We start from the raw sequence: 12,568 nt of genomic DNA, 5'->3' as shown, positions 1-12,568 counted from the left end.
CGGCTTCTGGGCAACGGTCTCGGCCTTCTGGGCGGACAGGGCTTTTCACGCGCGCATCCCCGCGCGACCGAATGCGTGGTCGAGGTCGCAGTGGGGCGTGGGCGCAGGGCACCCGCGCCGCGCCCCGAGCGACTGGCCACGGGGCTCGAGGCGCCGATCTGCGACGGTCGCCCGGCCCGCGCGGTCGGCCTCGCGGCGATCGAGGCCGACCGCGGCTTTTCCGTCGGCACCTTCTACCTGCCCGGCCAGATGGTGGACCGCCGCGCCTGAGGCGTCAGCGGAAGGAGCGATCCAGCCTTCCCCGGGCGAGTGCTCGTCCGCCGGGTCACGCGCCGCCGTCGGCTCGAAACATGGTGGAACGATTCACGCGGACGACAGTCCGGCTGACCGGATCGTCGTTCCCAAGCCCGAACTCCTTGAACCCGAGCGGCGCCTAGGACGGTGACAGCGGGGCGCCGGCCGGGAATCGCTCGCGCTCCGTGCGAAGCGGCGCTACTCCGCCGCCCTGGCGGCGGCCGGGTTGTTCGGATGGGTGGTCCAGTTCGCATATCCGGGCTGAACCACCCGCCCGGTGCGCGGATCGACGACGCCGGGGGCGAGCGCCACCATCTCGATGCAGTCCTCCACCGGGCAGACATTGACGCAGAGGTTGCAGGCGACGCATTCCTCGTCCTTCACCTCGAACACCCTGCCGGGGTTCATCGCGATCGCCTGATGCGACGTGTCCTCGCAGGCGGCGTAGCAGCGGCCGCAATGGATGCAGAGATCCTGGTTGATCCGCGCCTTGGCGACATAGTTGAGGTTCAGATGTTGCCAGTCCGAGCAGTTCGGAACCGCCCGCCCGATGACCTCCGACAGCGCGCCGTGGCCCTTGCCGTCCATCCAGTTTTCCAGCCCGGAGATCATCTCCCGCACCACGCGGAAACCGTAGGTCATCGCTGCGGTGCAGACCTGAACGTTGCCGGCGCCGAGCGCCATGAATTCCGCGGCGTCGCGCCAGGTGGTGATGCCGCCGAGGCCGCTGATCGGCAGGCGCGCGGTCACCGGATCGCGGGCGATCTCGCTGACCATGCTGAGGGCGATCGGCTTGACCGCCGGGCCGCAATAGCCGCCATGCGCGCCCTTGCCGTCGATGGTGGGCTCCGGCGCGAACAGGTCGAGATCGACCGAGGTGATCGAATTGATGGTGTTGATCAGGCTGACCGCGTCGGCGCCGCCGCGATGCGCGGCCCGCGCCGGCAGGCGGATGTCGGTGATGTTCGGCGTCAGCTTGACGATCACCGGCATCCGGGTGCTCGCCTTGCACCAGCGGGTGACCATCTCGATATATTCCGGCACCTGCCCGACGGCGGAGCCCATGCCGCGCTCGCTCATCCCGTGTGGACAGCCGAAATTCAGCTCCACCCCGTCGGCGCCGGTCTCCTCGACCAGCGGCAGGATGCCCCTCCAGGCGTCTTCCTCGCAGGGCACCATCAGGCTGACCACCAAGGCGCGGTCCGGCCAGTCGCACTTGACCGCCTTGATCTCGCGCAGGTTCACATCGAGCGGCCGGTCGGTGATCAGCTCGATATTGTTGAGCCCGAGCAGCCGGCGGTCCGCGCCCCAGATCGCGCCGTAGCGCGGCCCGTTGACATTGACGATATGCGGGTCGAGCCCCAGCGTCTTCCAGACCACCCCGCCCCAGCCGGCTTCATAGGCGCGGCGGACGTTGTACTCCTTGTCCGTCGGCGGCGCCGAGGCCAGCCAGAACGGATTGGGCGACTTGATGCCGACGAAATTGCTGGAAAGATCGGCCATCGCCCGCTCCTAGCCCTTGCGAAAGATCATCTCGACCGGCTGGATATCGCCGGCTGTGATGGCCGCCACCATGTTCGCCACCTTGGCCGGCGCCGCCGCGCCCATCAGGACCGGCAGGCCGACGGCCGGCGGTTCCCTGCCGGCCATCGCCGCCTGCATCCGCGCGAAGAAGGCGACGGCGATATCTCCCCGGTCCCGCCGCGCCACCAGCCCGAATCCCGCCGCCTCCGCCGCCGCGAGATAAACCTCGGGCGCATCGAGGAAGGAGCCCGACGGATCGCTGGCCCAGGGCAGCGGAAACCCCGGATGCGCGCCGAAGAGCATGATGTCATAGACCGCGAACGTCCCGCCCGGCGCCAGCACCCGGGCGACCTCGGCGAACAACCGCGGCTTGTCCGGCAAGTTCATGCCGACATGGAGCAGCGTCGCAAGATCGAAGCTCCCCGCCTCGAACGGCATGTCCAGCGCACTGCCGAGCACGAACTCGACCTCGCCCCCGAGCAGTGCCGTCAGCTTCCGCGCCGTATCGACATAGTCCGGCGTCAGGTCGATGCCGGTCACCCGTGCGCCGTAGGTCCGCGCCATCGTCCGCGCCGGCCCTCCGATACCCGAACCGATGTCCAGCACCCGCGTCGCCGGCCCGATCGTCAGCTGATCCAGCAGCGCCGCCGTGGCGGCGGCCTCGCCGATATGGAACTCGTCGACCGGCCTCAGATGCTCCGCGGTCACCGCCTCGGCCGGGATCCCGGCATCCGCCAGCCGTTGCATGATCTTGTCGTGCATCCCGGCGCCGGCGTAGTGCGCCGCCACCGTCTCCTCGACCTTGCTCATCCCGTCGCCTCCACCAGTCGCGAGAACAGGCCATTCCCCGCGGGAGATCTCACGCCTCCGCCGTCAGCGTCGCGTGGATATCCATCGCCGCGTCGCGCCCCTCGGCGACGGCGGTCACCGTCAGATCGTCGCCGCCGGTGGCACAATCGCCGCCGGCCCAGACCCGGGCGAGGCTTGAGCGACCGGGACCGGTGACGCGTATCTTGCCGCCGGACAGCTCCAGCCCCTTCGGCACGCCTTCCAGCGTCTGGCCGATGGCCGCGAGCAGCTGATCGGCCTTGAGCACGAAGGTCTCGCCGGTCTCCGCGAGGCCGTCGGGCCCTTCCTCGGTATAGACGAACTCGACCTCGCGCACCGCGCCGTTGCCCTTGACCCTGATCGGCGCGGCCGAGCAGACGATGCGCACGCCGGCGCGCGTCGCGTGATCCTGTTCGTATTCCGAGGCGGCCATTTTCTCCTGGCCGCGACGATAGACGATGGTGACCTCCTCGGCGCCGAGGAGTTTCGCCTGCACCGCCGCGTCGATCGCCGTCATGCCGCCGCCGATCACCACCACCCGCCGTCCGACCGGCAGCGCGGCGAGGTCGCGCGCCTGGCGCAGTTCGGCGATGAAATCCACCGCCGCGCGCACCCCGTCCTTGTCCGCGCCCTCGATCCGCGGCGCATTGACCGCCCCGAGACCGATGCCGAGGAAGACCGCGTCGAACTCCGCCGTCAGCGCCTCCAGATCGATGTCGCGACCGAGCGCGCAGTCATAGCGCGGCTCGATCCCGCCGATACCGAGCAGCCAGTCGAGCTCGGCCCGGGCGAAGCCGCCCACCGTCTTGTAGGCCGCGATGCCGAATTCGTTCAGGCCGCCGCCCCTCGACCGCGCGTCGAGCAGTGTCACGGAATGGCCGAGCATCGCCAGCCGGTGCGCGCAGGCGAGGCCGGCGGGGCCGGCGCCAACCACCGCGATCCGCCGACCCGTGGCCGCGGCTCTGGCGAAGGGATGGCCGCCGCGCGCCATGAGCGCGTCCGTCGCATGGCGCTGCAGCCGGCCGATCTCGACGGGCTTGCCCTCGGCCGCCTCGCGCACGCAGGCCTCCTCGCACAGGGTCTCGGTCGGGCAGACCCGCGCGCACATGCCGCCGAGGATGTTCTGCGAGAAGATGGTCCGCGCCGCGGCGCCCGTCGCGCCCGTCGCGATCTGGCGGATGAAGAGGGGGATGTCGATCGAGGTCGGACAGGCAACGACGCAGGGCGCGTCATGGCAGAAGTAGCAGCGGTCCGAGGCGACCAGCGCCTCGTGCGCGTCGAACGGCGGCGCGACATCGGCGAAATTCGCGGCGAGGCGCTCGACGGACAGGCGGCCAGGGACGATGCCGACGGTACGGGTATCGGCCCGTCGGGCAACGGCGCCCTTGTTCTCCGATCCGAGGATGCCCGTCATGTGCGTGTCGCCCTTCCGGGCTCGGAACTGGGTGCCATGGACCTCTCCCAAGCGCCGCCGCGCATGGGAAAAAGCTCGCACAGAGCAAGATTTTTATCAACTGGTAAAATTATCGAATTGCCGCCGCGACGACCCCCGACGCCACATTTGCTCAATCCTTGCGCAGATGCGCGACGAACGGCGGCGGAATGGACGCGTCCGGTTGCGTGGGCGGCGGGCGACGAACTAACGCTCGCGGAAGCGCCGCCGGAAACCAGCCATGCAGATGCCGTCCCCGACTTCGATCAGCGCGGCTTCCACGGAAGTAGCCGTGCCGAAAGCCCCCCCGCTGCAACGCGCCAGGGGCCGGGCGGATGTCGCCTTCGTGTTCCGGCGCGGCGCTTCCCGGCTCGATCGCCTGTTCCAGCAGGGCTGCGCCAAGGCGCTGCGTCCGCGGCGCGGGGCCGGGCCCCCGGAGGTGGTGCTCATCAATACCTCGGGCGGCATCGCCGGCGGCGACCGGCTCGACTGGCGGCTGGAAGCGGGCCCCGGCGCGGCGCTCGTCGCCAGCACTCAGGCGGCGGAACGGGTCTATCGCTCGACCGGCGCCGTCGCCCGGGTCGAAACGCGGCTCGCGCTCGGCTCCGGTGCGACGCTCGACTGGCTGCCGCAGGAGACGATCCTCTACGATGGCGCCCGCCTCGACCGCCGGCTCGAGGTCGAGATGGCCGAGGACGCCAGCCTTACCCTGCTCGAAACCGTGGTTCTCGGCCGCGCGGCGATGGGCGAAACCGTCGCCGCCGCGCATTTCACCGACCAGTGGCGCTTGCGCCGCGGCGGCCGGCTGATCCATGCCGAGGCGCTGCGCCTCGACGGCGCGCTCACCCGCGCGCAGGGCCCCGCGGCGCTCGCCGGGGCCCGCGCCTGCGCCACGTTGATCCACGCCGCGCCGGGGGCGGAGACCCGGCTCGACGCGGCCCGCGGCCTTGTCGCGGATCCGGGACCGGTGACAGCGGCGGCGACGGCGCGCGAGGGCGTTCTGATCCTGCGCTTCCTCGCCCCGGACAACGCTCCGTTGCGCAAGCTCCTCGTCCGCTTTCTGACGTCGTTTCGCGCGGGGCCGGTCCCGCGCGTCTGGTCCCTTTGATCGGCTGCGAAAGGCCCGCCATGAACCTTACCCCGCGCGAAAAGGACAAACTTCTGGTCTCGGTCGCCGCCATGGTCGCGCGCGGTCGCCTCACCCGCGGCGTCAAGCTCAACCATCCCGAGGCGATCGCGCTCATCACCGACTTCGTGGTCGAGGGCGCGCGCGACGGCCGCGCCGTTTCCGACCTGATGGAATCCGGCGCGCACGTGATCACCGCCGAGCAGTGCATGGCCGGCGTGCCAGAGATGATCCACGACGTTCAGGTCGAGGCCACCTTCCCCGACGGCACCAAGCTCGTCACCGTGCACAGCCCGATCCGCTGACCCACCCTTCCCGCGCCAGGCCGCGGACCGCCGCCAGACCAAGGAGTTCCCATGCGCCGCCCACTCCCCCTGATCCTCGCCCCGCTGCTCCCGACCGCCGCGCTGGCGCATACCGGCATTGGCGCGCATGGATCGCCCTTCGCCTCCGGCCTCGCGCATCCGTTGCTCGGCCCGGATCACCTGCTGGCCATGGTCGCGGTCGGCATCTTCGCAGGCATGACCGGCGGGACGGCGCGCTGGGCCTTTCCGGCGAGCTTCGTCGCGGCGATGCTCGCAGGCGGCCTGCTCGGCTTCGAAGGCGCCGCGGCGCCGGTGGTCGAGCCGACGATCCTCGCCTCCGTCCTCATCCTCGGCGCGGTCATCGCGGCGGCCCTGCGCCCGCCGCTGGCGCTCAGCTGCGCGGCGATCGCGGTCTTCGGCCTCGCCCACGGCTACGCGCACGGGCTGGAGGGGCCGGCGCTCGGCGGCCTGCCCTACGCGGCCGGCTTCGTGATCTCGACCGCCGCGCTGCATGGCGCCGGGCTCGCGATCGGCATCGTGGCCGGCGCGCGGCGGCCGATGGTCGCGCGGGCTCTCGGCGGGCTCACCTGCCTCGCCGGCCTCGCCCTCGTCGCCGGCTGAGGGGCGGCGCGCATGATCCCCGGAGAGATCTTTCCCGCCGCCGGCGACATCGTTCTGAACGAGGGCCGCGTCGCCATCACCCTCACGGTCGCCAATACCGGTGACCGGCCGATCCAGGTCGGCAGCCACTACCATTTCGCCGAGACCAATCCCGGCCTCGATTTCGACCGGGCGGCGGCGCGCGGCATGCGTCTCGACATCGCCGCCGGCACCGCGGTGCGCTTCGAGCCCGGCCAGACCCGCGACGCGCGGCTCGTGCCCTATGGCGGCGCGCGCACGGTCTACGGCTTCAACGGCGAAATCATGGGAGAGCTGTGATGACGGAAACCTATCACGGCTCCTGCCAGTGCGGCGCGGTCAGCTTCGACGCGCCGCTCGACCTGTCGCAGCCGATCGCGTGCAACTGCTCGCGCTGCCGCCGGCTCGGGGCGGTCCTCGCCTTCGCGCCCGAGGCGGCGCTGTCCAACTTCAAGGGCAGGGAAAACCTGACCGAGTACCGCTTCGCTTCCGAGAAGATCCAGCACCTGTTCTGCCGGATATGCGGGATCCAGCCACTGTCCTTCGCCGCCAGCCGGGATGGCACGCCGATGGTCGCGGTCAATGTCAACTGCCTCGACGGCGTGGACGCGCGCGCCCTGCCCGCCCGTTTGCACGACGGCGCCGCCGCCTGATCCGACCCCGCCCGCATTCCTCGAAAGGACGACCATGCCAACCCGGATCTCCCGCGCGTCATACGCCGACATGTACGGCCCGACCACCGGCGACCGCGTTCGTCTCGCCGACACCGAACTCGTGATCGAGGTCGAGCGCGACCTGACCGTCTATGGCGAGGAGGTGAAGTTCGGCGGCGGCAAGGTCATCCGCGACGGCATGGGCCAGAGCCAGGTCTCGCGGGCGGAGGGGGCGGTCGATACCGTCATCACCAACGCGCTGATCGTCGACTGGACCGGCATCGTGAAGGCCGACGTGGCGCTGCGCGACGGCCGGATCGCGGCGATCGGCAAGGCGGGCAACCCCGACACCCAGCCCGGGATCGACATCGTCATCGGCCCTGGCACCGAGATCATCGCCGGCGAGGGGCGGATCCTGACCGCTGGCGGCTTCGACGCCCATATCCATTTCATCTGTCCGCAGCAGATCGAGGATGCGCTGCATTCCGGGGTGACCACGCTGCTCGGTGGCGGCACCGGCCCGGCGCATGGCACGCTCGCCACCACCTGCACCCCCGGCCCGTGGCATATCGGGCGCATGATGCAGGCGGTCGATGCCGTGCCGGTCAATATCGGCATCTCCGGCAAGGGCAACGCCTCGCGCCCCGCCGCGCTCGAGGAAATGGTGCTGGGCGGCGCCTGCGCGCTGAAGCTGCACGAGGACTGGGGCACGACCCCGGCCGCCATCGACTGCTGCCTGACCGTCGCCGACGCGCTCGACGTGCAGGTGATGATCCACACCGACACGCTGAACGAGTCGGGCTTCGTCGAACACACCGTGGCGGCGATCCGGGGCCGCACGATCCACGCGTTCCACACCGAAGGCGCCGGCGGCGGCCACGCGCCCGACATCATCAAGGTCTGCGGCCTGCCGAACGTCATCCCCTCCTCGACCAACCCGACCCGGCCCTACACCGTGAACACGCTCGAGGAACATCTCGACATGCTCATGGTCTGCCACCATCTCGACCAGGGCATCCCCGAGGACATCGCCTTCGCCGAGAGCCGCATCCGCAAGGAGACGATCGCGGCCGAGGACATCCTGCACGACCTCGGCGCCTTCTCGATCATCTCGTCCGACAGCCAGGCCATGGGTCGCGTCGGCGAGGTGCTGATCCGCACCTGGCAGACCGCGCACAAGATGAAGCTCCAGCGCGGCCGCCTGCCCGAGGAGACTGGCGACAACGACAATTTCCGCGTCCGGCGCTATATCGCGAAATACACCATCAACCCGGCGATCGCCCACGGGATGAGCCGCGAGATCGGCTCGGTCGAGGTCGGCAAGCGCGCCGATCTGGTGTTGTGGAACCCCGCCTTCTTCGGCGTGAAGCCCGAGATGGTGCTGGTCGGCGGCTCGATCGCCATGGCGCAGATGGGCGATCCCAATGCTTCGATCCCCACGCCGCAGCCGGTCCATTCGCGCGCCATGTGGGGCTCCATGGGCCGCTCGGTCGAACATTCGGCGGTGATCTTCACCTCCGCCGCCGCGCAGGCCGCCGGCATCCGCGACCGGCTCGGCCTCGCGAAACAGACGCTCGCGGTGGAGAATACCCGCGGCGGCATCGGCAAGGCGGCGATGAAGCTCAACGCCGCCTGCCCGGCGATCGAGGTCGATCCCGAAACCTACGAGGTGCGCGCCGACGGCGTGCTCCTGACCTGCGAGCCGGCGGAAGTCCTGCCCATGGCGCAGCGCTACTTCCTGTTCTGACTGTTTCCCGGACGGCGCGGGGCTGGGCTTCCGCGCGGCTCGGGTGTAGCATGAAGGCGGAGCCACCAAATGGACCTCTCGCATGAGACTTCCCTTTCTGCTGGGCGCTTGCGGCCTGTTGCTCGCCGCCTGCGATGCCAAAGCGGTGAACGGGCCGCCGGGCATCGACGATCCGGGCGGCGGCGCCGCCGCCAACAAGGGCGCGCTCTACTGCCAGACCGTGCCGACGAACATCTATGACCGGGCCGAGTGGAACCGAGTCTGCAAGCCCTTCGACTGAGGGAGGCCGCGATGAAATCCGTGACACCGCTTGTTTTCGCCGCGCTGCTGCTTGCCGCCTGCACGGTCGGTTCCCCGATCCGGCAGGAAAGCCCGGACACGGGCCGGTCGCAGGGCGGCGGCTCAGCCGGTTCGCGCGGGCCGCTCTATTGCCAGACGGTCCCGGCCGATGTTTCCGCCCGAAGCGACTGGTACCGGATCTGCTTTCCGGACCAGTGACGGATCGCCGAGCGTCTCTTCGCGCTTTCCGACGAGGAACCCGCCAGGCGCGAGCCGCGGCGCGAAGACGTGATCCAGCATGCCTTCCGCGACTTCATGGCTCGCTGACGCTCCGCTCTCGACCGCGCGCCCGCGGCCTGCGATAGTCCGGGCCGGGTTCTTGCGAGGGGGGAGAGGACGGATGGAGCGGCATACCGCGCGGGAGATCGAACGCGCGGGGGGCGGCCCGGCGGTGGACCGGATCACCCTCGACTACGAGGGCCGGTTCCTGCGTCGCCGAAGCCTGACCACCACTTCCGGCGCGAGCCTTCTCGTCGATCTCGCCGAGACGGTATCGCTCAATCAGGGCGATGCCTTCCTCACCACGGGCGGCGCGCGCATCGCGATCGACGCCGCCGCCGAGCCGCTGATCGAGGTCACCGCGCCGCCGACGGAGCTCGTCCGCCTCGCCTGGCATATCGGCAACCGCCACATGCCGGCGCAGATCGAACCGGCGCGGCTGCTGATCCAGGCCAATCACGTGATGGCGGACATGCTGGCCCGGCTCGGTGCCACCACGCGCGCGGTCCGCGAGCCCTTCACCCCGGAAGGCGGCGCCTACGGCTCCGGGCGCGCACAGGGGCATCACCATGGCGGCGCGACCGACGATCCCCGCGGGTCGCACGCGGCGGATGACGACCGCCATGGCCATGGGCGACACGTCCACGATCACCCGCATGACCACTGACCTGCGCGCCGTTCAGATCCTCGCGGCGTGGTTTTCGCCCGCCTTCCCGGTCGGGGCCTACAGTTATTCGCATGGGCTGGAATGGGCGGTCGAGGCCGGCGACGTGACCGATACCTCCGGCCTCGCCGCCTGGGTCTCCGACCTCCTGCGCTTCGGCGCCGGTCGAACCGATGCCATCCTGCTGCGCCATGCCTGCGCCGCCGCCGACCCCGCGCCCATCGCAGAACTCGCCGAGGCGCTGGCGCCCTCGGCGGAGCGGCGCCTTGAGACCGTCGCGCAAGGCACCGCCTTTGCCCGGACGGTGGCCGCGGTCTGGAAAATACCCCTCGCGCCCGCGCCCCTGCCCGTCGCGGTCGGCGCCGCCGCGCGCCGGCTCGACCTGCCGATCGAGATCACCGTCACACTCTATCTCCAGGCGTTCGCGGCGAATATCGTCTCCGCCGGCGTACGGCTGATCCCGCTCGGCCAGACCGACGGCCAGCGGGTCACCGCCGGACTGATGCCGCTCGTCGCGGAGATCGCCGCCGAGAGCCGCGGGCTCACCCTCGACGAGGTCGGCGGCTGCGCGCTCGGCGCCGATCTCGCCGCCATGCTTCACGAAACCCAGTACACGAGGCTCTATCGCACATGACCAGGCGCGCCGCGAAATCTCCCAACGGCCCGCTCCGGGTCGGCATCGGCGGCCCGGTGGGAGCGGGCAAGACCGCGCTGATGGACCAGCTCTGCAAGCGCATGCGCGACCGCTGGTCGGTGGCGGCGATCACCAACGACATCTATACCCGCGAGGACGCCGAGTTCCTGATGCGGAGCCAGGCGCTGCCGCTCGACCGCATCATCGGCGTGGAGACCGGCGGTTGCCCGCATACCGCGATCCGCGAGGATGCCTCGATCAATCTCGCAGCCATCGACGAGATGGTGCAACGCTTCCCCGACCTCGACCTCGTGCTGATCGAATCGGGCGGCGACAATCTCTCGGCCACCTTCAGTCCCGAACTCGCCGACCTGACGCTCTATGTCATCGACGTCTGCGCGGGGGACAAGATACCGCGCAAGGGCGGGCCGGGGGTGACACGCTCGGACCTGCTCGTCATCAACAAGATCGACCTCGCGCCCCATGTCGGCGCCAGTCTCGAGGTGATGGAGCGCGACTCGCGCCGGATGCGCGGTGACCGGCCGTTCCAGTTCGCCCAGGTGCGCGACGGCGTCGGAGTGCCGGAGGTGATCGCCTTCATCGAGACGGCGGGCGGCCTCGTGATCGCCTGACCGGAGCAATATCCACCCAGACGAAATCGCCTAGCGGCGCTCCGGCGCCGCGTCGAGGATGCGCGGCAGGCTCGTTTCGATCCAGTCGGCGAGCCCGCGCACCCTGGTCGCCGCCTCACTCCCGAGAGGCGTCAGGCTGTATTCGACATGTGGCGGCACCACGTCGCGCGCGACCCGCAGGACCAGCCCGTCGGCCTCCAGCCATTGCAGCGTCTGCGCCAGCATCCGCTCGCTGACCCCGCCGATGGCGCGGCGCAAGCCGCTGAACCGCTGCGTCCCGCCTTCGAGCACGATCAGGACCAGCACGCCCCAGCGACTCGTCACATGCTTCAGCACCTCGCGCGACGGGCAATCGACCGCGAGCAGATTGCCCCGCCGAAGCCGATCCGACAGTCCTTCGCGCGCCAGTCGATCGCCCACCATGGCACTAACCTTTATGTGCGTACTTACGAATCGTACGTTTTATTCATATGTGAGTCTCCGTTGAGGATTGCAATGGAGAATGTCCCATGACCATCGCCGTTACCGGCGCCAGCGGCCAGTTCGGCCGCGCCACGATTGACCTGCTGCGCCAGAAGAACGCTCCCGTCGTCGCCCTCGCCCGCGCGCCGGAAAAGGCGGCGGACCTCGGCGTGCCGGTCCGGGCCGCCGACTACGACCGGCCCGAGACGCTCGGCCCGGCGCTCGCCGGCATCGACACGCTGCTCCTCGTCTCGGGCACCGCGTTCGGCGCGCGCCTGCGCCAGCACCGCGCCGTCATCGAAGCGGCCTCGGCCGCGGGCGTGCGTTGGATCGTCTATACAAGCCTGCTGCGCGCCGACAGCTCGCCCCTGTCGCTGGCGCTGGAGCATCTCGAAACCGAACAGGCGCTCGCGGCATCCGGTATTGCCCACACCATCCTGCGCAACGGCTGGTATGCCGAGAACTACACCGCCTCGATCCCCGGCGCGCTGGCCGGGGGCGCCTTTCTCGGCGCGGCGGGCGAGGCGCGCATCTCGGCCACCGCGAGGGCCGACTACGCCGCCGCGGCCGCGACCGTTCTGACCGGCGAGGGCCATGTCGGCGCGACCTACGAACTCGCCGGGGACACGGCCTTCACCCTCACCGACCTCGCCGCGGAGATTTCGCGCCAGACCGGCCGCGACATCCCCTATCGCGACCTGACGGAAGCGGAGTACGCGGCCACGCTCATCGGTTTCGGCCTGCCCGAATCCGCGGCCCTGGCCTATGCGAGCTTCGACAAGGCCGCCGCGGCCGGCGCGCTCTACGACGACGGCCGCCAGCTTTCGCGGCTGATCGGGCGCCCGACGACGCCGCTTGCCGCCTCGGTCGAGGCCGCCCTCGCGGGGGCACTGGCCAAGTCCTGATGATCTCGAACGTCCAACCGGGCGACACCGCCCGGTTGGACGGCGCCTCCGTCGATGTCCTCGCCGCGCCGCCCGCGCCATCCGGGCGAAGCGCGACGTCCGAGCCTCCACTTCGCGATTTCGAGGTTACGCGAAATCGTGACGGGCATGCCCTGTCGTGCCGGA

General features: G+C 70.3%; 17 protein-coding genes. 13 read left to right on the top strand and 4 right to left on the bottom strand.

The window, feature by feature from the left end:
• Positions 1–270 (top strand): hypothetical protein (locus Q0480_RS12130; protein WP_299133274.1); only part of this gene is annotated, 270 nt, incomplete at its 5' end.
• A gap of 222 nt (positions 271–492) precedes the next feature.
• Here Q0480_RS12130 and preA read toward each other — a convergent pair.
• Genes preA through Q0480_RS12115 form a run of 3 tightly spaced genes read right to left on the bottom strand, consistent with a single transcriptional unit; the run spans position 493 to position 4,060 of the window.
• Complete coding sequence (preA, locus tag Q0480_RS12125; protein WP_299133272.1) at positions 493–1,797, bottom strand: NAD-dependent dihydropyrimidine dehydrogenase subunit PreA; 1,305 nt, start codon at positions 1,795–1,797, stop codon at positions 493–495.
• Between the two features lie 9 nt (positions 1,798–1,806).
• A complete protein-coding gene (locus Q0480_RS12120) occupies positions 1,807–2,628 on the bottom strand; it encodes a class I SAM-dependent methyltransferase (RefSeq protein ID WP_299133271.1) in 822 nt (273 codons plus the stop codon).
• A gap of 49 nt (positions 2,629–2,677) precedes the next feature.
• Positions 2,678–4,060: an NAD(P)-dependent oxidoreductase gene (locus tag Q0480_RS12115; RefSeq protein WP_299133269.1), complete on the bottom strand. Its 1,383-nt coding sequence runs from the start codon at positions 4,058–4,060 to the stop codon at positions 2,678–2,680.
• 259 nt (positions 4,061–4,319) lie between these two features.
• On the opposite strand from Q0480_RS12115, the gene Q0480_RS12110 reads away from it, so the two are divergent.
• The 11 genes from Q0480_RS12110 (at position 4,320) to ureG (ending at position 11,036) form a co-directional block, all read left to right on the top strand.
• Positions 4,320–5,186: an urease accessory protein UreD gene (locus Q0480_RS12110; protein WP_299133268.1), complete on the top strand. Its 867-nt coding sequence runs from the start codon at positions 4,320–4,322 to the stop codon at positions 5,184–5,186.
• A gap of 20 nt (positions 5,187–5,206) precedes the next feature.
• Positions 5,207–5,509: an urease subunit gamma gene (locus tag Q0480_RS12105; RefSeq protein ID WP_299133266.1), complete on the top strand. Its 303-nt coding sequence runs from the start codon at positions 5,207–5,209 to the stop codon at positions 5,507–5,509.
• Positions 5,510–5,560: 51 nt separating this feature from the next.
• Positions 5,561–6,130, top strand: a complete 570-nt coding sequence (locus Q0480_RS12100; RefSeq protein ID WP_299133264.1) for a HupE/UreJ family protein — start codon at positions 5,561–5,563, stop codon at positions 6,128–6,130.
• Between the two features lie 12 nt (positions 6,131–6,142).
• Positions 6,143–6,448 carry an urease subunit beta gene (locus Q0480_RS12095; RefSeq protein WP_299133263.1) on the top strand — a complete coding sequence of 102 codons (306 nt, stop codon included), beginning with the start codon at positions 6,143–6,145 and terminating at the stop codon, positions 6,446–6,448.
• Positions 6,448–6,801 (top strand): GFA family protein, encoded by a 354-nt coding sequence (locus tag Q0480_RS12090; RefSeq protein WP_299133262.1) that lies wholly within the window; start codon positions 6,448–6,450, stop codon positions 6,799–6,801. The genes Q0480_RS12095 and Q0480_RS12090 overlap by 1 nt, the downstream gene beginning before the upstream one ends.
• A gap of 34 nt (positions 6,802–6,835) precedes the next feature.
• The gene (gene ureC, locus Q0480_RS12085; RefSeq protein ID WP_299133261.1) at positions 6,836–8,548 is read left to right on the top strand and encodes an urease subunit alpha; all 1,713 of its coding nucleotides are present in this window, start codon (positions 6,836–6,838) and stop codon (positions 8,546–8,548) included.
• 82 nt (positions 8,549–8,630) lie between these two features.
• The gene (locus Q0480_RS12080; RefSeq protein WP_299133259.1) at positions 8,631–8,828 is read left to right on the top strand and encodes a hypothetical protein; all 198 of its coding nucleotides are present in this window, start codon (positions 8,631–8,633) and stop codon (positions 8,826–8,828) included.
• Between the two features lie 11 nt (positions 8,829–8,839).
• Complete coding sequence (locus Q0480_RS12075) at positions 8,840–9,046, top strand: hypothetical protein (RefSeq protein WP_299133258.1); 207 nt, start codon at positions 8,840–8,842, stop codon at positions 9,044–9,046.
• A gap of 181 nt (positions 9,047–9,227) precedes the next feature.
• Positions 9,228–9,773, top strand: a complete 546-nt coding sequence (locus Q0480_RS12070; protein ID WP_299133257.1) for an urease accessory protein UreE — start codon at positions 9,228–9,230, stop codon at positions 9,771–9,773.
• Positions 9,763–10,404: an urease accessory protein UreF gene (locus Q0480_RS12065; protein WP_299133276.1), complete on the top strand. Its 642-nt coding sequence runs from the start codon at positions 9,763–9,765 to the stop codon at positions 10,402–10,404. Before Q0480_RS12070 ends, Q0480_RS12065 begins: the two co-directional genes overlap by 11 nt.
• Entirely contained in the window at positions 10,401–11,036 is a 636-nt protein-coding gene (ureG, locus tag Q0480_RS12060; RefSeq protein ID WP_299133256.1) for an urease accessory protein UreG, read from the top strand. The genes Q0480_RS12065 and ureG overlap by 4 nt, the downstream gene beginning before the upstream one ends.
• 30 nt (positions 11,037–11,066) lie before the next feature.
• Here the strand turns inward: ureG and Q0480_RS12055 are convergent, their stop codons facing one another.
• Positions 11,067–11,459, bottom strand: a complete 393-nt coding sequence (locus tag Q0480_RS12055) for a helix-turn-helix domain-containing protein (protein WP_299133255.1) — start codon at positions 11,457–11,459, stop codon at positions 11,067–11,069.
• 86 nt (positions 11,460–11,545) lie between these two features.
• On the opposite strand from Q0480_RS12055, the gene Q0480_RS12050 reads away from it, so the two are divergent.
• Positions 11,546–12,403, top strand: a complete 858-nt coding sequence (locus Q0480_RS12050) for an SDR family oxidoreductase (RefSeq protein ID WP_299133253.1) — start codon at positions 11,546–11,548, stop codon at positions 12,401–12,403.
• Positions 12,404–12,568: the final 165 nt, after the last annotated feature.

Source organism: uncultured Amaricoccus sp., assembly GCF_937891315.1.
Lineage (GTDB): Bacteria > Pseudomonadota > Alphaproteobacteria > Rhodobacterales > Rhodobacteraceae > Amaricoccus.
This window is presented reverse-complemented; position numbering and strand designations above follow the sequence as displayed.